The 17,513-nt window shown below is 63.1% G+C and carries 16 protein-coding genes and 1 pseudogene; 7 read left to right on the top strand and 10 right to left on the bottom strand.

Annotated elements, in window-relative coordinates; translation table 11 throughout:
• Positions 1–114: 114 nt before the first annotated feature.
• Positions 115–1,020, top strand: a complete 906-nt coding sequence (locus OKW41_RS16100) for a cation diffusion facilitator family transporter (protein WP_429444095.1) — start codon at positions 115–117, stop codon at positions 1,018–1,020.
• Positions 1,021–1,159: 139 nt separating this feature from the next.
• Here the strand turns inward: OKW41_RS16100 and OKW41_RS16095 are convergent, their stop codons facing one another.
• From OKW41_RS16095 to OKW41_RS16080, 4 genes are all read right to left on the bottom strand, one after another.
• Positions 1,160–2,140 carry an aldo/keto reductase gene (locus OKW41_RS16095; protein WP_429573134.1) on the bottom strand — a complete coding sequence of 327 codons (981 nt, stop codon included), beginning with the start codon at positions 2,138–2,140 and terminating at the stop codon, positions 1,160–1,162.
• A gap of 181 nt (positions 2,141–2,321) precedes the next feature.
• Positions 2,322–2,459: a hypothetical protein gene (locus OKW41_RS16090; RefSeq protein ID WP_429573133.1), complete on the bottom strand. Its 138-nt coding sequence runs from the start codon at positions 2,457–2,459 to the stop codon at positions 2,322–2,324.
• A gap of 14 nt (positions 2,460–2,473) precedes the next feature.
• On the bottom strand, positions 2,474–2,779 hold the full coding sequence (locus OKW41_RS16085; protein ID WP_429573132.1) for a DUF4148 domain-containing protein: 306 nt from the start codon (positions 2,777–2,779) through the stop codon (positions 2,474–2,476).
• Between the two features lie 211 nt (positions 2,780–2,990).
• Positions 2,991–3,995: a LysR family transcriptional regulator gene (locus OKW41_RS16080; protein ID WP_018423444.1), complete on the bottom strand. Its 1,005-nt coding sequence runs from the start codon at positions 3,993–3,995 to the stop codon at positions 2,991–2,993.
• A gap of 175 nt (positions 3,996–4,170) precedes the next feature.
• On the opposite strand from OKW41_RS16080, the gene OKW41_RS16075 reads away from it, so the two are divergent.
• The 6 genes and pseudogenes from OKW41_RS16075 (at position 4,171) to OKW41_RS16050 (ending at position 13,242) form a co-directional block, all read left to right on the top strand.
• The gene (locus OKW41_RS16075; protein ID WP_429573131.1) at positions 4,171–5,037 is read left to right on the top strand and encodes an alpha/beta hydrolase; all 867 of its coding nucleotides are present in this window, start codon (positions 4,171–4,173) and stop codon (positions 5,035–5,037) included.
• A 34-nt stretch (positions 5,038–5,071) separates the two neighbouring features.
• Positions 5,072–6,292 (top strand): efflux RND transporter periplasmic adaptor subunit, encoded by a 1,221-nt coding sequence (locus tag OKW41_RS16070; RefSeq protein ID WP_429573130.1) that lies wholly within the window; start codon positions 5,072–5,074, stop codon positions 6,290–6,292.
• Positions 6,293–6,335: 43 nt separating this feature from the next.
• Positions 6,336–9,521: an efflux RND transporter permease subunit gene (locus tag OKW41_RS16065; RefSeq protein ID WP_429573129.1), complete on the top strand. Its 3,186-nt coding sequence runs from the start codon at positions 6,336–6,338 to the stop codon at positions 9,519–9,521.
• Positions 9,522–9,534: 13 nt separating this feature from the next.
• Positions 9,535–11,202 carry an efflux transporter outer membrane subunit gene (locus OKW41_RS16060; RefSeq protein WP_429573128.1) on the top strand — a complete coding sequence of 556 codons (1,668 nt, stop codon included), beginning with the start codon at positions 9,535–9,537 and terminating at the stop codon, positions 11,200–11,202.
• A 230-nt stretch (positions 11,203–11,432) separates the two neighbouring features.
• Positions 11,433–11,813: pseudogene (locus OKW41_RS16055) on the top strand (acyl-CoA dehydrogenase family protein); the annotation flags it as partial.
• Positions 11,814–11,913: 100 nt separating this feature from the next.
• Complete coding sequence (locus OKW41_RS16050) at positions 11,914–13,242, top strand: Nramp family divalent metal transporter (RefSeq protein WP_429573127.1); 1,329 nt, start codon at positions 11,914–11,916, stop codon at positions 13,240–13,242.
• A 139-nt stretch (positions 13,243–13,381) separates the two neighbouring features.
• Here the strand turns inward: OKW41_RS16050 and flhC are convergent, their stop codons facing one another.
• From flhC to OKW41_RS16020, 6 genes are all read right to left on the bottom strand, one after another.
• A complete protein-coding gene (flhC, locus tag OKW41_RS16045) occupies positions 13,382–13,951 on the bottom strand; it encodes a flagellar transcriptional regulator FlhC (protein WP_018423439.1) in 570 nt (189 codons plus the stop codon).
• A 14-nt stretch (positions 13,952–13,965) separates the two neighbouring features.
• Entirely contained in the window at positions 13,966–14,286 is a 321-nt protein-coding gene (flhD, locus tag OKW41_RS16040; RefSeq protein WP_184007179.1) for a flagellar transcriptional regulator FlhD, read from the bottom strand.
• A 742-nt stretch (positions 14,287–15,028) separates the two neighbouring features.
• Positions 15,029–15,565, bottom strand: a complete 537-nt coding sequence (locus tag OKW41_RS16035; RefSeq protein WP_429573126.1) for a GNAT family N-acetyltransferase — start codon at positions 15,563–15,565, stop codon at positions 15,029–15,031.
• 41 nt (positions 15,566–15,606) lie between these two features.
• Positions 15,607–16,455 (bottom strand): helix-turn-helix domain-containing protein, encoded by an 849-nt coding sequence (locus tag OKW41_RS16030; protein WP_429467780.1) that lies wholly within the window; start codon positions 16,453–16,455, stop codon positions 15,607–15,609.
• A gap of 88 nt (positions 16,456–16,543) precedes the next feature.
• Positions 16,544–16,846: an addiction module antidote protein gene (locus tag OKW41_RS16025; protein WP_090807042.1), complete on the bottom strand. Its 303-nt coding sequence runs from the start codon at positions 16,844–16,846 to the stop codon at positions 16,544–16,546.
• Positions 16,843–17,232, bottom strand: coding sequence for a type II toxin-antitoxin system RelE/ParE family toxin (locus tag OKW41_RS16020; protein WP_429444086.1), 390 nt, complete (start codon positions 17,230–17,232; stop codon positions 16,843–16,845). The genes OKW41_RS16025 and OKW41_RS16020 overlap by 4 nt, the downstream gene beginning before the upstream one ends.
• Positions 17,233–17,513: the final 281 nt, after the last annotated feature.

The following is a 17,513-nucleotide window of genomic DNA, read 5'->3' as shown; positions in this document are numbered from 1 at the left end:
CCGATTCCTGCAAGCGGGTGTGTCGTTGTCATCCATAATATCGAGTACTTGCCGATCACTTCGCTCGTGCAATACCCAAAAATACCCAGCCCACTCACCGACCCCCGCCAGCAGATGAAAGAAGAATCGCCGAAAGCCATTTTCTACGCACTTGCCGCCAACCTCGGCATCGCCGTCTGCAAGTTCGCCGCGGCGGCGTTCACCGGCTCCGGATCGATGTTCGCCGAAGCGATTCACTCCACCGCCGACTGCGGCAATCAACTGCTGCTGCTATTCGGACTGCGCGCAGCGCGCAAGCCGGTGAGCCCTTTGCATCCGATGGGCAGCGGCCGCGAAATCAACTTCTATTCGCTGCTGGTTGCGTTGCTGCTGTTTTTTGTCGGCGGTGCGTTTTCGGTGTATGAGGGCGTACATCGACTGATTGCGCGCGAGCCGTTGCAATATGCGTTCGTCGCGTTGGCGGTGCTCGGTGTGTCGGTGGTGCTCGAATCGCTATCGTTGTGGGGCGCGGTCAAGGAGATTCGCAAGACGCATCCGGATAAAAATCTGTGGCACTGGTTTCGCGAGACGCGCGAATCGGATCTGCTGGTCGTGGCCGGCGAAGATATCGCCGCGCTATTCGGTCTTGCGATCGCCTTCGTCGCGGTGCTATCGACGATGGTGACCGGCAGCCCCGTGTATGACGCGCTCGGCTCGGTGGGGGTCGGTCTTCTGCTGATGACGATCGCGTGGCTCGTCGCGCGTGAAGTGAAGTCGATGCTCGTCGGCGAATCGGCGAGCCCGGAAGTGCGCAGCGCCATCGACGCGCATCTGCGCGCGCGTCCCGAGATTCGCGGCATCATCAACATGATCACGCTGCAGTGGGGGCGTCACGTGGTGGTGGCGGTGCAGGCGGAAATGATCGACTATGCGAGCGGCCGCGCGATGGTCGATGCGATCAACGTCATCGAGGCCGACCTGCAGGCCACGTTTCCTCAGGTGCGCTGGGTGTTCTTCGAACCGGATGTGCCGCGCAATTAAAGAAGACTTCTCCACTCGGGCATGAATCGGGTCCATGAAGCCCGCGGACGAGAGGAGGCGAGCGCAGGCGAAGCGACCTGCGCTGCGATCGCGGGTCATTCCGCCCGTCCCGACTGGATGCCAGTACGCTTCACAGCGTTTATTCGAACCCCGCCACCGCATGCGGCACATACAGTTCTTCGAGCCGGTGAACTTCTTCGTCACTGAGCTTCAACGAGAGCGCCGCAACCGCATCGTCGAGATGATGCAGTTTGGTAGCACCGACAATCGGCGCGGTAATCGGCTTCTTCTGCAGCACCCACGCTAGCGCAACCTGCGCGCGAGGCACGCCGCGCTCTTTCGCGATCTCGCTGACCCGCTCGACGATACGCCGATCCGCTTCCTGCGTGTGCGCGTACAGCGTGCGGCCGAATTCATCGGTTTCGGAGCGCGCGCTTTCGGTGTCCCAGTCGCGCGTCAAGCGTCCGCGGGCAAGCGGACTCCACGGAATCACGCCGATGCCTTCGCTTTCGCACAGCGGCAGCATTTCGCGCTCTTCCTCGCGGTACAGCAGATTCACGTAGTTCTGCATCGTCACGAAGCGCGTCCAGCCATTGCGCTCAGCCACCTGCAGCGCCTTGGCAAACTGCCATGCGTACATCGACGACGCGCCGAGATAGCGCGCCTTGCCGGCTTTCACGACATCGTGCAGCGCTTCCATCGTTTCTTCGATCGGCGTGCCGTAGTCCCAGCGATGGATCTGATACAGGTCGACATAGTCGGTACCGAGCCGCCGCAGGCTGTTATCGATCTCCGCCATGATCGCCTTGCGCGACAGCCCCGCGCCGTTCGGGCCCGGATGCATGCGGCTATTGACCTTGGTGGCGAGCACGATCTCATCGCGCTTCGCAAAGTCCTTCAGCGCACGGCCGACGATTTCCTCGCTGGTGCCGTCCGAATAGACGTTGGCCGTGTCGAAGAAGTTGATGCCGTGATCGAGCGCCTGCTTGATGAAGGGCCGCGCGGCTTCGTCGTCGAGCGACCAGGGGTGCGTGCCGCGCGAGGGTACGCCATAACTCATACAGCCGAGACAGAGACGCGATACATCGAGGCCGGTGCGGCCGAGTTTCACATAATCCATCGTGTTGCTCCTATAGTGAAGCGCACAAACCCGCTGCGAGGGAAGGACGTTCGATTATAGGGAAACGACGGCAAGCGCGTCGTCACGGGCCGCACCCGCTTTCGATCGCTTCAATGCAAATGCGCCCGCAAAGCCACTTCGCGGGCGCATGACGGCGAGTGCCGTGAGCGACAGCCAACGCTCAGTGTTGTACCGGGCGATACGGTGTCCACACGGGCGTGTCGGTATTCCAGTTGTCGAGTTCCGATGGTGTCATGATGTGCTCCTTGATGAAGAGGCGCGCAGTTTTGCGCCGCAAGCGCGCCGGGTTCTGAATCAACTTCTTCTAACTCGTTACTGGCCCTTCGCAACGCGCGTCACTTCGACGTTCGTTCCTTCCTGCAACGCGATGCGCGCGGCTTGCGTCTGGCCGATCAGGCCTTTGTCCGGATACGAGGTGCGATTCAGTGAGGGCAGCGAGCCGTCACGATACGCGGCGACCAGTTCGGCCTTGACCTCGGCGCGTGTCTTCGTGCTCGCGGTCGGTGCCGGTTGCGTGTCATACGTTCCCGCGCGGCCGATACCGCCGCCGCCTTGCGCAAATGCCGGAACGCTGACGAGCAGCGACAGAGCGAGGCCTGCCAACAGATTGCGTTTCATGATTCACTCCTGTCGATTCATTGGCAGCGCGATGGCGCTGCGACAGGGTGAAATGTAGACGTCGACGCGGTGTGGATAAATCGCGGTTTTGCGAAATGAATTGTCGCGATTCAGGAACAATCGCGAACGAGGCTTCACCGGGGCCGTGCGATTGCACAGTTGCCGCGGCATTGGCGCCGCGGCTGGAATTCACTGTTTCACTTCCCGTACTTCATGCGACCCATTCGGTCATCACCGGCGTGTCGAGTGCCGGCGCGGACTCGCGCTGCTCGAACGTGCGCTTCGTGCAGGTGGCGTCGAGAGTGCCGCGTCCGCTCAGCAATGGGCAACGATCGAACAGCTCCGCGATCCAGTCTACGAAAACGCGGACTTTCGGCGACAGATGACGACTGTGCGGATAGACTGCCGAAATCGGCATCGGCAAGGGTTTCAAGTCCGGCAGTACTTCGACGAGCTGACCCGAGCCCAGATGCGGCAGCACCATGAAGCGCGCCGGCTGAATCAGGCCGAAGCCTTCGAGTCCGCAGGTCACGTAGGCATCCGCGTCGTTGACCGACACGATGCTTTTCATCTTCACTTCCACTTCGTTGCCGTTCACCAGGAACGCCCAGTCGAGCGTGCGTCCCGTGCGGCTCGAGAAGTAGTTGACGGCTTTGTGATTGTCGAGATCTTCGAGCGAAGCGGGCACGCCCGCGCGCTTGATGTAGTCGGGCGACGCGCAGGTCACGCCCTCGAACAGACCGATGCGGCGCGCGACCAGCGACGAATCCTGCAACGCGCCAACACGCACCACGCAATCCACACCTTCTTGCAGCAGATCGACGGGCCGGTCGGTCAGGCCCAGTTGCAGATCGATGTCCGGATAGCGCGTGTGGAATTCGCACAGCGACGGAATGACGAGCAGACGGCCAATCGAGCCCGGCATGTCGATGCGTAGCTTGCCGTGCGGCTTCTTGTTGCCGCTCTGGAAACTCGCCTCGGTCTCTTCGACGTCCGCGAGGATCCGCACGCAGCGCTCGTAGTACGCGGCGCCATCGGGCGTCAGCGACAGACGGCGGGTGGTCCGGTGCATCAGCCGCGTGCCGAGAAACGCTTCGAGGTTCTGAATAATCGTAGTAACCGATGCGCGCGGCAGGTCGAGCGTTTCCGCTGCGCGGGTAAAGCTGTTGGTGTCGACGACGCGCGTGAACACTTGCATGGCCTGAAGCCGGTCCATTGCAAACCTCCAGAAGGGGCAGGTGCACAGGCGGGAATGGAGTCCGCGAAAACAATCACAACGGGATTGTTCAAAGGCACCGAATTGTGTTGCCGGATTATAGGCATTTATTTACGAGTCTGCCGAACCCACAATTCGCACCATTGAAGTTCTATGCGCATTTGCGCGGCTCGACATGGATGCATTCAAATCGCCGTACCCGCCTTTTTCCACCGGCGTTTCCGCCGAAGACACTGGCGCTGAGGCCAACGACCCGACACTTGAAGTCACCGACGTGGGAATCGATGGGTACGCTCAACCCATTACATTGCGCCTGTATCGGCTGACGAAAAAAACCGCATTGCCGGTACTGCTTTATTTTCACGGCGGCGGTTTTACGAAGGGTTCGATCGAGTGCGCGGACTTCGCCGCGCGGTATTTCGCAGAACACTTACCGGCGCTCGTGGTGTCGGTCGGCTATTCGCTCGCGCCGCGGTTTCCGTTTCCGGCCGCGCCGGAAGACGCGCATCGCGCGGCGCTGTGGGTGCAGACGCGGGCGCGGGCGTTTGGTGGCAATAGCAGAAAGATCGGCGTGGCGGGCCATGACTCGGGCGGCCAACTCGCCAATTGTCTCGCGTTCATCGCGCGCGATCGTGGCGACGTGCCGATCAGCGCGCAGGCGCTGTTCGGCCCGATGCTGGATCCGAGCCTGACGCGGCTCGGCGACGAGCAGCGGCTCGGTTCGGATATCACCGCGCGCGAGTGCGCCGCGTGTTATCGCGCGTATCTGCCGCAAGCGTCTCAGCGCATGCATCCGTATGCAGCGCCGCTCGAATCGTCGCGGCTCGCCGGCTTGCCGGCCACGCTGATCGCGACCGCGCAGAACGACGTGCTGCACGTCGAGGCCGAGAAGTATGCAAGCAATCTGATCGACGCGGGCGTGCAGACCCAGGTGGTGCGCTTTCCGAGCGTGTCGCACGCGGCGCTCGCCGATCATCCGTCCGCTTTGCAGGAAGCGGTGCGCTTTTTCCAGTGGCGCTTCGACGCGCGCGCTCATCGATAAACAGAAATTCAATCAACGATACCGGGAGCTACACATGACTATCCTTCCTCTTTCCCGCCGCCGCGTGGCGTTAGCCGCCGTGGTCGTCGTCGTTCTTGCCGGGCTTGGCACCTTCGGCGCAATTCGTGTCGATGCGAGCTCGCCGGCCGCACCCACCATCGTGCCGGAAGTGGACGTGGCGACCGTCATGCAGAAGACGATCACCGACTGGCAGTCCTATTCGGGACGTCTCGAAGCCGTGCAGAAAGTGGACGTGCGTTCGCAGGTGCCGGGCACGATCGTGTCAGTCAACTTCAAGGACGGCGCGCTCGTGAAGCAGGGGGACACGCTGTTCGTGATCGATCCGCGTCCGTACGCGGCCGAAGTCGATCGCGCGGAAGCACAGCTCGCGGCCGCGCAGGCACGCACCGGCTACACGCAAAGCGACTGGGAACGGGCGCAACGGCTGATCGTCGACAACGCGATTGCCAAACGCGACTACGACGAGAAGCAGAACGCCGCGCGTGAGGCGAGCGCGAACCTGAAGGCCGCGCAAGCCGCGCTGGAAACCGCGCGCATCAATCTCGGCTACACGAAGATCGTCGCGCCGGTGTCGGGCCGCGTGTCGCGCGCGGAGATCACGGTCGGCAACGTGGTGTCGGCGGGCGCCAGTTCGGTGCCGCTGACGACGCTCGTGTCGGTGTCGCCGATCTACGCGTCGTTCGACGCGGACGAGCAGACCTACCTGCAATACCTGAGCCGCGCGAAGGACGGCGGCAAGGTGCCGGTCGAACTCGGTCTCGCCGATGAATCCGGCTACTCGCGCAGCGGCACGATCGAGTCGGTCGACAACCGGCTCGACACGTCGTCGGGCACGATCCGCGTGCGCGCGAAGTTCGACAACGCGGACGGCGCGCTGATTCCGGGCCTCTACGCGCGCGTCAAGGTGGGGGGCAGCGCACCGCATCCGGCGCTATTGATCGACGATGCCGCGGTCGGCACCGACCAGGACAAGAAGTTCGTGCTGGTCGTCGATCAGGGCAACCACGTCGTTTATCGCGGGATCACGACGGGTTCGATGCAAGGCAATCTGCGCGTCGTCAACGACGGCCTGAAGCCGGGCGATCGGATCGTCGTCAACGGCGTTCAGCGCGTGCGTCCAGGCGACATGGTGCGCGCGCACATGGTGCCGATGATGACCGACGACGACCCGAACAGCGCAGCGCTCGCGCAGTCGCGTGCCAAGGCCGAGGCCGGCGCGAAAGGCAATTCGTGAGCCGCATGCTCCAACGCGCATGCTCCAACGTTAAGAGCTTCCAATGAACATATCCAAATTCTTCATCGATCGCCCGATCTTCGCAGGCGTGCTATCGGTATTGATCCTGCTCGGGGGCATCATCTCGCTGTTCAAGCTGCCCATTTCCGAGTATCCGGAAGTGGTGCCGCCTTCGGTGGTGGTGCACGCGCAGTATCCGGGCGCGAATCCGAAGGTGATCGCCGAAGCGGTCGCCGCGCCGCTCGAAGAGCAGATCAATGGTGTCGAGAACATGTTGTACATGCAGTCGCAGGCGAATAGCGACGGCAATCTGACGCTGACCGTCACGTTCAAGCTCGGCACCAATCCCGACCTCGCGACGCAGCTCGTGCAGAACCGCGTCAATCAGGCGCTGCCGCGTCTGCCGGATGACGTGCAGCGGCTCGGCGTGACGACGATCAAGAGTTCGCCGACGCTGACGATGGTCGTGCACCTGATCTCGCCGAACGATCGCTACGACATGACGTATCTGCGCAATTACGCGCTGCTCAACGTGAAGGATCGGCTCGCGCGGATTCAGGGCGTCGGCGAAGTGCAGCTGTGGGGCTCGGGCGATTACGCAATGCGTATCTGGCTCGATCCGCAAAAAGTCGCGCAACGCGGTCTCACGGCGACCGAAGTCGTCAACGCGATCCGCGAGCAGAACATCCAGGTCGCGGCCGGTGTGATCGGTGCGTCGCCGTCGGTGCCGGGCACGCAATTGCAGTTGTCGGTGAATGCGCGCGGCCGTTTGAAGACCGAGGGCGAATTCGGCGACATCATCGTGAAGACCGCGCCCGACGGCGGCGTGACCTATCTGCGCGATATCGCCCGGATCGAGCTCGCGGCGTCGGAATATGGTCTGCGGTCGCTGCTCGACAATAAGCCCGCGGTTGCGCTTGCGATCAATCAGGCGCCGGGTGCGAACTCGCTCGCGATTTCAGAGCAGGTGCGCGCGGCGATGAAGGAACTCGCCGAAGACATGCCGGCCGGCGTCGAATACCGGATCGTCTACGACCCGACGCAGTTCGTGCGTTCGAGTATCGAGGCGGTGATCCATACGCTGCTCGAAGCGATCGCGTTGGTCGTGATCGTCGTGATTGTGTTCCTGCAGACGTGGCGCGCGTCGATCATTCCGTTGATCGCGGTGCCGGTGTCGATCGTCGGTACGTTCTCGCTGCTGCTTGCGTTCGGCTTTTCGATCAACGCGTTGTCGCTGTTCGGCATGGTGCTCGCGATCGGTATCGTCGTCGACGATGCGATCGTCGTGGTGGAGAACGTCGAGCGCAACATCGAAAGCGGGCTCAGTGCGCGCGATGCGACCTACAAGGCGATGCGCGAAGTGAGCGGGCCGATCATCGCGATCGCGCTGACGCTCGTCGCCGTGTTCGTGCCGCTCGCGTTCATGACGGGTCTCACGGGCCAGTTCTACAAGCAGTTCGCGATGACCATCGCGATCTCGACGGTGATCTCGGCGTTCAATTCGCTGACGCTGTCGCCGGCGTTGTCCGCGCTACTGCTGCGCAGCCACGGCGAGAAGGAAGACTGGCTGACGCGTGTGATGAACCGTGTGCTCGGCGGCTTCTTCAAGCGTTTCAACAAGGTTTTTCATCGTGGTTCCGAAGCGTACGGCCGTGGTGTCACCGGCGTGCTGCGCCGCAAGGGCGCGATGCTCGCGGTGTACGCAATCCTCATCGGTGCAACCGTATTGGTGGCGCGGGTCGTGCCGGGCGGCTTCGTGCCCGCGCAGGACAAGGAGTATTTGATCGCGTTCGCGCAGTTGCCGAATGGTGCGTCACTCGACCGCACGGAGAAGGTGATCCGCGATATGAGCGCGATCGCGCTGAAGCAGCCGGGCGTCGAAAGCGCGGTGGCCTTCCCTGGTTTGTCGGTGAATGGCTTCACGAATAGTTCGAGCGCGGGCATCGTGTTCGTCACGCTGAAGCCGTTCAAGGAGCGCGGCGACAAGAAGCTCTCGGCAGGCGCGATTGCCGGTGCGCTGAACCAGCAGTACGGCGCGATCAAGGACTCGTTCGTCGCGGTGTTCCCGCCGCCGCCGGTGCTCGGGCTCGGCACACTCGGCGGCTTCAAGATGCAGCTCGAAGATCACGGCGCGCTCGGTTACGCGGAACTCAACAAGGCTGCCGAAGCATTCGTGAAGCGCGCGGCGCAAACGCCCGAACTTGGGCCGACCTTCTCCAGCTATCAGATCAACGTGCCGCAGCTGAACGTCGATCTCGATCGCGTGAAGGCGAAGCAGCTCGGCGTGCCGGTCACGGACGTGTTCGACACGATGCAGATCTATCTGGGCTCGCTGTACGTGAACGACTTCAACCGCTTCGGTCGCGTGTATCAGGTGCGCGTGCAGGCGGATGCGCCTTTCCGTCAACGCGCCGACGACATCCTGCAACTGAAGACGCGCAACGCGGCGGGCGAGATGGTGCCGTTGTCGTCGCTCGTCACGGTGACGCCGACCTACGGACCGGAGATGGTGGTGCGCTACAACGGCTACACGGCGGCCGACATCAACGGCGGCCCGGCACCCGGCTTTTCGTCGGGACAGGCGCAGGCCGCGGCCGAACGCGTGGCCGCCGAGGTGCTGCCGCGCGGCGTGAAGCTCGAGTGGACCGACCTCACGTATCAGCAGATCCTCGCCGGCAATGCGGGCATGTGGGTGTTCCCGATCAGCGTGCTGCTCGTGTTCCTCGTGCTCGCCGCGCTGTACGAAAGCCTGACGCTGCCGCTCGCGGTGATCCTGATCGTGCCGATGAGCGTGCTTTCCGCGCTGACCGGCGTGTGGCTCACCGGTGGCGACAACAACATCTTCACGCAGATCGGTTTGATGGTACTGGTGGGCTTGTCCGCGAAGAACGCGATCCTGATCGTCGAGTTTGCGCGTGAGCTCGAACACGACGGACGCAGCCCGCTCCAGGCCGCGATCGAAGCGAGCCGTCTGCGTCTGCGGCCGATTCTGATGACGTCGATCGCCTTCATCATGGGCGTGGTGCCGCTGGTGTTGTCGAGCGGCGCGGGCTCGGAGATGCGTCACGCGATGGGCATCGCCGTGTTCTTCGGCATGCTCGGCGTCACGCTGTTCGGCCTGATGCTGACGCCGGTGTTCTATGTGGTGCTGCGTTCGCTCGCGGGCGGGACGATTCACGTCGCGCAGAAAGATTCGCCGCGCTATGGCGCGCCCGTTACGGACGCCTGAGGAGAAAACAACAATGAAACGCTTTGAATCTCGCTTTGTATCTTTGCGCGGATGGGGCCGCGCGGCCGCGAGCGGTTTGCTGATTGCCCTGCTGGCCGCTTGTTCGGTCGAGCCGACGTACAAGCGTCCCGACGTCGATACGCCGGCGGCGTTCAAGGAAGCGCCCGCGATGGCGACGTCGGCTGCGGCGGCGTCGGGAGTGGCGGCTGGTTCGGCCGCGTCGGCGCAAAACACCGGCACATGGAAGCCAGCCCAGCCCGCCGACGACGCCCTGCGTGGCGAATGGTGGAAGGTGTTCGGCGACCCGCAGCTCAACGCGCTCGAAGAGCAGGCCGCCGCCGCGAACCAGGACCTGAAGGCCGCAGCCGCGCGCGTGCAGCAGGCACGCGCGGTCACGCAGGCGGCGAAGTCCGACTGGTTCCCGAAGCTCGACGCGGGCTTCGGCCCGACCCGGGAGCGCGCGTCGGCGGCCTCGCAATTCCTGCCGGACAGCGCGGGCGGCACGACGGGCACGATCTGGCGCGCGCAGGTCGGCGCGTCGTATGAAGCGGATCTGTTCGGGCGGGTCAGCTCGAACGTGAACGCGTCGCGCTCGGACGAGCAGCAGGGCGAAGCGCTGTTTCGCTCGGTGCAGCTGTCGTTGCAGGCCGATGTCGCGCAGAACTACTTCCAATTGCGCGAGCTCGACACCGACCAGGATCTGTATCGCCGCACCGTCGCGTTGCGCGAGGACACGCTGAAGCTGGTCGAGCGGCGCTTCAAGGAAGGCGATATCAGCGAGCTGGATCTGTCGCGCTCGCGGAACGAGCTCGCGAGCGCGCGTGCCGATGCGGTCGGCGTCGCGCGGCAACGGGCGGCCTCGGAGCATAGCCTCGCGATTCTGCTCGGCAAGCCGCCCGCGGATTTCTCGTTCGCGGAAGAACCGCTCGCGCCGGTGGCGGTGCGCGTGCCGCCGGGTTTGCCGTCGGCGCTGCTCGAACGCAGGCCGGACATCGCGGCAGCCGAACGCGCGATGCAGGCAGCGAATGCGCGCGTCGGGCTCGCGAAGTCGGCGTTCTTCCCGAAGCTCGACATCACGGGCGCGTTCGGCTTTGAATCGGCGACGCTCGGCGATCTGTTCATGTGGTCGAGCCGCGCGTTCATCCTCGGTCCGCTCGCGGGTACCGCGCTGACGGTGCCGATCTTCGACGGCGGCCGCCGCAAGGCCAATCTCGCGCAGGCCCGTTCGAAGTACGACGAGGACGTCGCGCAATATCGCCAGCAGGTGCTCGTGGCGTTCCGTGAAGTCGAGGACAATCTTGCCGATCTGCGCTTGCTCGACGACCAGATGCGCGAGCAGAACGACGCGGTCGATGCGTCGCAGCGCGCCGCGCATCTGTCGCGCACGCAGTACACGGAGGGCGCGGTCAGCTATCTCGACGTGATCGATGGCGAGCGGCAGGTGCTGCAGTCGCAATTGCAGGCGAGCCATCTGGCGGGCACGCAGGCGGTCGCGACCGTGAATCTGATTCGCGCGCTCGGTGGCGGTTGGGGCGATGTGACGGCGGGGGATACGGCGGTGGGGGCGGCGCCGGTGCCGGTTGGTGCTTCCGGCGGCGCGGCGGCTTCGCTGGCTGCGGCTTCCGACTCTGCGGCCGGAGCCGCATCGGTGTCAGCGCAGCAGCAGGTGGCGAAGCGCTGAATTCCTAACCCTGTTGGCACGCGCTTCATCGACCTCATCAACGACGCCGGGTCGCGCGCAAGCGCCCCCGGCGTTTTTCATGCAAATCGCTTTTCGCGCTTTCCTTGTGCAAATCGCTTCGTAGACCACGTGGGAGCGGCTCCGTATCGTCGTTCGATCCAGCCAACGACGACCTTAGGGCAAGCCAGTGACTTTCGCGCATGACGGCGTCGAGCAGATTCGCGAGCAGCGACACACGGATTCCGCGCTCGATCTCACCCCACTGCTCGCCGCATTGCGCGCGAAGCCTGCGCACGCTGATCTCGCAACAGGTGCTGACCAATCTGTTCGTCGGGATTGCGCAGGGCGCGCGCGCCGCCAGCGCGTTCGACGACGCGTGGCAGCGACGTGCATCGCTCGATGCCGGGAACCGTGCGCGGGTCGCGTTTGCGACCTCGGAAGCGAAGATCGTCGCATACCGGGCGGCGCTCGACATCGGCGAAAAACTGTTCGACGCCTGCGGCGCCCGTGCGTCTCATGCGCCACTCGCGCTCGATCGTTTCTGGCGCAACGCGCGAGTGCATACGCTGCACGATCCGCTCGACTACCGCGTGCATGACGTCGGCCGCTAGGCGCTCAGCGGGACATTGCCGGAGGGTTCTCTGTACACTTGAGGCGGCTCGCGACGCCCGCCCGAGGCGTCGTGTCGATTCCTCTCGAGAGATTTCCGGCTTGCTGTTCAAACTACCAACAACCGCCACAGCGCCGTTCTGTCCGTCCGAGGTACAGGGCTCGGTCGCCGTCTCCGCAGGCGCACCGTTCTGGAAGAAGATTCTGCAATTCGCGGGGCCCGGCCTGCTCGTATCGATCGGCTATATGGACCCGGGCAACTGGGCCACCGCGATCGAAGCCGGTTCGCGCTTCGGCTACAGTCTGCTGTTCGTCGTGCTGCTGTCGAGCCTCGCGGCGATGGCACTGCAATGTCTGAGCATGCGCCTCGGTATCGCGACCGGGCGCGATCTCGCGCAACTGTCGAGCGCTCGCTATTCGCCGGGCGTCGCGCGTGCGCAGTGGCTGCTCGCGGAGCTGTCGATCATCGCCTGCGATCTCGCCGAAGTGCTCGGCGGCGCGCTCGCGTTCCATCTGCTGTTCAACTGCTCGCTGACCACCGGCGTGTTGCTGACCGCGTTCGACACGCTGATCGTGCTCGGCCTGAAGGGCAAGAATTTTCGCGACCTCGAAGCGATCATGCTCGCGCTGATCGCGACGATCGGCGTCGGCTACATCATCGAGCTTGCGCTCGTGAGGCCGCATTGGCCGTCGGTCGCGCAGGGGCTGATTCCGTCGTGGCAGGCGTTGAGTTCGCGCGAGCCGATGTATCTCGCGATCGGCATTCTCGGCGCGACGGTGATGCCGCATAACCTGTATCTGCACTCGTCGATCGTGCAGACCCGCGCGGTGAAGCGCGATCCGGCCAGCATCCGCTCGGCGATCGGCATGTCACGGATCGACACGATCGCATCGCTCGTGATCGCGGCGCTGATCAACATGGCGATCCTGATTCTCGCGGCCGCCGCGTTTCACGCGACGGGCCACGACCAGGTCACGCAGATCGAGGACGCCTACCGGCTGCTAGCGCCGATCGTCGGCACCGGCTTCGCCGCCTTCCTGTTCGCGATCACGCTGCTCGCGTCGGGACAAAGCTCGACGTTCACCGGCACGGTGGCGGGGCAGGTCATCATGGAAGGCTTCCTGAAAATGAAGATTCCGTGCTGGCAGCGGCGCTTCATCACGCGAGCGCTCGCGCTGATCCCGGCGCTGATCGGTGTGCGGATGCTCGGCAATGGCGCGGTTGGCCAACTGCTCGTCGCGAGTCAGGTCGTGCTGAGCCTGCAACTGCCGTTCGCGCTGTATCCACTGATCCGCATGACGAGCGACCGATCGCTGATGGGCGAATTCGCCAACACGCTGCCGACGCGCCTGCTCGTGTGGACGCTGTTTGTTGCGATCAGTGCGGCGAATCTGTGGCTCGTTGCCCAGACGGTGGGGCTGGCCGGTTGATCTGAACGACCGGTATTCGGCGCGCCGGTTTGCCCGGCGCGAAGGCGAAAAAAATCCGCGCAGTTCAATCACTGCGCGGAATCATGTGAGCTTCGGTTTGAATCGGGTCGAGCGCGTCTCGCGACGGCGAATCGATCGGTCAAGCGGCCTGCGCGACCTGCGCCGCATCGAGCGCTTCCCGGCGCGCGGCTGCTGCCTTCTTCGTCTTGCCGGCACGCGACGGCGGCTGGCAGGCGCCGCACACGACGTTGTGCTGCAGGTCGTGCTTGTGCGCGACGAACTTGCCGGTACAGCGGCAGCATCTGGTCAACTGCAGGATGTCGGCGTCGAAGAAACGCACGAGCGTCCACGCGCGCGTCAGATCGAGCACCGGCTCGGTTTCGCTGTGCTGACAGTGTTCGAGATACAGCCGATAGCCCTTGGTCAGCGCATCCAGATGCGAGCAGCGCGCTTCGTTCTTGAGGAACAGGTACGTGTTGTAGAACAGCGACGCGTGAATGTTCGCGAGCCACGTCATGTACCAGTCCGCCGAGAACGGCAGCATGCCCTTGGGCGGCGATACGCCCTTGACCTCGCGATACAGGCGGATCATACGGTCGCGCGACAGCGTCAGCTCGCTCTCGAGCACCTGCATGCGGGCGCCGAGCTCGATCAGCGCGATCGCGCGAAATACTTCCTGTGCATCTTCGGTCAGGCTTCGCTTGAGCATTGCAGTCACCTCGATCAGGCAAATTGCTCGGCGGGCTGGCCTGCAAGCAGGATCGCCGTGTGAGTCGGTGCAACTGCGGTGTGCTTCGTCGTTTGCGTCAATGCCGACAGCATCGCGTGGTCGTTGAAGCGGAAGAAGCACAAAAGCTGGTCGGAAGCGGCCAGCTTGACGATTTGCGCGAGCGACAGCCCGGCAAGCAAGTCAGCCAGTTCCGACGACAGTCCCAGCCGGAACATTCCGACCGGTTTGTCCTCGCGCAACATGCGTTGCGCGAGCATGATGTAAGACAAGTTGATCTCGCGGATTGAATCCAGCGTCTCGCTGCTACGGTCCATTTTGTCTGTTTCCGAAGCCCCGAATTACTATGTCGGCTTTGCGCCGTTATGTCTTTTCTGCCTCGCCGGCAACGTGGCCTCCGGCTACATGTTGCTACTTGCTACAGACAGCGAACATTTGATACAAGACGTTACATTTCGTAACAGCTCGGGACGAATTGTATGAAGGCTAAAACCAGAAATCAATCCCTTCTCAAAAAAATATCTCAAAAAACTACATCATTTTTCGGTAAGTTTTTCACGCCATTGTAATGAATGATGCCAAGTGAATTTATAGCCTTTCGACACTGGCCTCTATTCCATGAAAACCCTTGCTGGATGGGAATCCTACGCGATTGGCCGAGAAGTGCGTCCGCACCGCGCGGCGATCGGTAAATTTGTTTTGGATTAGAAAGGAACAGAAAGCGATGGAATGGACGGTAATAAATACTCGTGCTGGGTGGCGTGTGAGGGGCGGATGGAGCCTGTAACCGTATGAAGCGTCCCCCGTTACAAACTACGCAAACGAGTGTCGGATTTGTAACGGCTCCATGAGGATGGGCAGCCGGTCTGGCGCACGCGTTCGACCCCGAGACCGAAAGCGGGCGCAGACGCGTACCGATCACGTTGCGGACGGAGGCTGCGAGAAGCCAGTGCCGTGCAGGCTGCCTGACACGATGTCGGTGCAATAGGACGACATTACAACGTTGACGAGGCGCAGGAAATGGCCGCAAGGAGGCGTTGTCAGCGATTCCCGGGGGCGCTACGCGAGGAACCGCGCCATCAGATCCTCGTCATGGAACACCCCGTCGACGTTCAAGGCGCCGACTTCGCACCCATATTTGCGAAAGCCGAGCGATTCATACAGCCTGCGCGCCGCGTCGTTGCGGCTACCCACGGTTAGCTGCACCTGTCGCAAACCGTCGACTCGCGCCGCGCGCGTCAGCAACTCGCCGAGCAGCGCGCGCCCGACCCCACGACCAGCCGCTTCCTGTGCGACATACATGCCGACCACGTTCGCCTTGTGCCGCTCCTTTTGGGCTTTATTGCGCAGCAGACCGACGACGCCGATCAGCGGAGCGTCGGCCGACGCATACGCGCCAAGCAGAAACGTGCCTTCCGTCTCCGAGCCCTGCAGTGTCGCGTCATGCTGCCCGGCGCCTTTCGCCAGCGCTTCGTCGTGGCTTTGTCCGAACGAAGCGGGGTGCGCCTTCAGCCCGCGCAGACGAAGCTGGAAATAGGCGTCCCGGTCGGCGGGTCCGAGTTGGCGGATCAACAGGGTGTCGACGTTGACGGACATCTCACTTATTCGTGGTGAGTGGAGTGGAGGTACGCGAGCGGCTAGCCGCGCTGGTGTTCGGCAAATTCGCGCAGCGCCGACGCGGTTTGCCGATCCGCCGGAAAGAACGCCTCGATGGCGAGTTCCGACAGCGTAACGTCCACGGGCGTGCCGAACACCGTGGTGGTGCTGAAAAACGACAGCACGCCAAGCGGCGTACGCAGCCTCAATGGCACGGCGATCTGGTTGAGGACTGCATCGTCCAGCGTCGAGGCGTCTGCATCCGGCGGCGCGGGGTAGCCGGCCAGTTCGTCGCGCAGTGCGCTCAGCGTGTCGTCGCCGCTGACATCGATCTGCCGTTGCAGGCGGGCCAGCACATGCTCGCGCCACGCATGCCAGTTGACGATCGACGCCGCAATGCCTTGCGGATGCAGACTCAGGCGCAATGCGTTGACCGGTGGCTTCAACAGTTCGGGACTCGCGCCGCTCAACAACGGCGCAATCGCATTGTTGGTCGCGACGATGGTCCAGTGCCGGTCGATCGCGAGGGCCGGGTAGGGCTCATGTCCTTTGAGCACCAGTTCGACGGCTTCGCGCGCGGCGGCGAGCTGCGGGTCGGAGAGGGGACGTTCGCGAAACAGCGGCGCGTAACCGGCCGCGACGAGCAGAGCATTGCGCGCGCGCAACGGCACGTCGAGGCGCTCGGCGAGATGCATGACCATTTCCCGGCTCGGTAGCGCGCGCCCCGATTCGACAAAGCTCAGATGGCGGGTCGAAATGTCAGCCTCCGTGGCGAGCAGCAACTGACTCATGCGCCGCCGCTGCCGCCATTCGCGGAGAAGTTCGCCGACCGCCCGAGTGCCGATAGGCGCGGATGATGGAGCCGCTTGTGCAATAGAGAGTGTGTTCATGCCACCGATCATAGTCAAAGCGTGCAAGCAATCGATTACCTGAGAGGTAATGCCCCGCCAATTTCAGTCAACGAGACGCGTGCCCGGCTCAGGCGGGAGCCAGGCGCAACGGCACGGCGGTGAATTTGACGCCGATCGCACTCGCCAGTTTGAGGACCGTGTCCATGCGTGGCTTGGAGCCGGGTGCGAGTGTCTTGTAGAGGCTTTCGCGGCCCAGGCCCGCTGCCGCGGCGATCTTCGTGATGCCGCGTGCCTTGGCGATATCCGCGATGGCGGCGAGCAGCAGATCGGAGTCGCCTTCGTCGAGGGCGGCGTTCAGATAGGCCGCGACCATTTCGTCGTTGTCGAGGTATTTCGATGCATCGAAGCGCGCCGTTTTGATCTTGCTCATGACCGTTCCTTTCTGATGGTTGTCCACATTGCTCCGGCATGCCTGATATCCGCCAGCTGCGTGGGCTTGTTACCCCCGCAGAGCAGCAGATACATCATGCGTTCCTCGCGCGCGTAGTAGACCCGGTAACCCGGCCCGCAATCGATGCGCATCTCGAACACGCCGTTTTCCAGCAACTTCGCGTCGCCGAAAAGCCCGCGTTCCGCGCGGCGGATCCGCACGAGAATTTGCGCCTTCGCCTTGAGGTCGGTGAGGCCGTGAAGCCAACGGTCGAACTCTTCGGTGCAGTTGATCGTGTACACGCGCGGTGTTTCGATCTGCGGACGATTGTATCTCCGGGGATACGGTCGTGCAAGCGAGAAAAGCGTCTCGATGAAGCGGTCCAAGCGGTCCTCCTGTTCATTGCATTGCCCGCCTCGCGATGTCGTCGGCGGGCTTCTATAAGTCACTTGAGGTTAGCGCTGCGAAGGTTTTTTGACGACTCGGCTGAATGGCCTTTTTGGCGAGAAAAACAGTGAAAAGCGCTGCGTGACAGCGAAGGCTGCTTCCGCTTGATTACCTCTCACGTAATCGACGCAATGCATGCGAGCAGTCAATCTTCATTCCGAGCCCGCCGCATGCGATGCGCATGCCGCGCGAAGTGCTCAGTCCTGTCAATCGAGGAGTT

The sequence above is a fragment of the Paraburkholderia sp. UCT70 genome (assembly GCF_050434085.1).
GTDB classification, from domain to species: domain Bacteria; phylum Pseudomonadota; class Gammaproteobacteria; order Burkholderiales; family Burkholderiaceae; genus Paraburkholderia; species Paraburkholderia tuberum.
The sequence above is the reverse complement of the archived record's forward strand: the minus strand, read 5'-3'. Positions and strand labels throughout refer to the sequence as shown.

Coding starts and splice junctions, on each gene's coding strand:
- OKW41_RS16065 (WP_429573129.1), top strand. CDS start 6,336: ATGAACATATCCAAATTCTTCATCGATCGCCCGATCTTCGCAGGCGTG.
- OKW41_RS16080 (WP_018423444.1), bottom strand. CDS start 3,995: ATGGACCGGCTTCAGGCCATGCAAGTGTTCACGCGCGTCGTCGACACC.
- OKW41_RS16025 (WP_090807042.1), bottom strand. CDS start 16,846: ATGAGCAAGATCAAAACGGCGCGCTTCGATGCATCGAAATACCTCGAC.
- OKW41_RS16060 (WP_429573128.1), top strand. CDS start 9,535: ATGAAACGCTTTGAATCTCGCTTTGTATCTTTGCGCGGATGGGGCCGC.
- OKW41_RS16100 (WP_429444095.1), top strand. CDS start 115: ATGAAAGAAGAATCGCCGAAAGCCATTTTCTACGCACTTGCCGCCAAC.
- OKW41_RS16085 (WP_429573132.1), bottom strand. CDS start 2,779: ATGAAACGCAATCTGTTGGCAGGCCTCGCTCTGTCGCTGCTCGTCAGC.
- OKW41_RS16095 (WP_429573134.1), bottom strand. CDS start 2,140: ATGGATTATGTGAAACTCGGCCGCACCGGCCTCGATGTATCGCGTCTC.
- flhD (WP_184007179.1), bottom strand. CDS start 14,286: ATGGACCGTAGCAGCGAGACGCTGGATTCAATCCGCGAGATCAACTTG.
- flhC (WP_018423439.1), bottom strand. CDS start 13,951: ATGCTCAAGCGAAGCCTGACCGAAGATGCACAGGAAGTATTTCGCGCG.
- OKW41_RS16070 (WP_429573130.1), top strand. CDS start 5,072: ATGACTATCCTTCCTCTTTCCCGCCGCCGCGTGGCGTTAGCCGCCGTG.
- OKW41_RS16075 (WP_429573131.1), top strand. CDS start 4,171: ATGGATGCATTCAAATCGCCGTACCCGCCTTTTTCCACCGGCGTTTCC.
- OKW41_RS16030 (WP_429467780.1), bottom strand. CDS start 16,455: ATGAACACACTCTCTATTGCACAAGCGGCTCCATCATCCGCGCCTATC.
- OKW41_RS16035 (WP_429573126.1), bottom strand. CDS start 15,565: ATGTCCGTCAACGTCGACACCCTGTTGATCCGCCAACTCGGACCCGCC.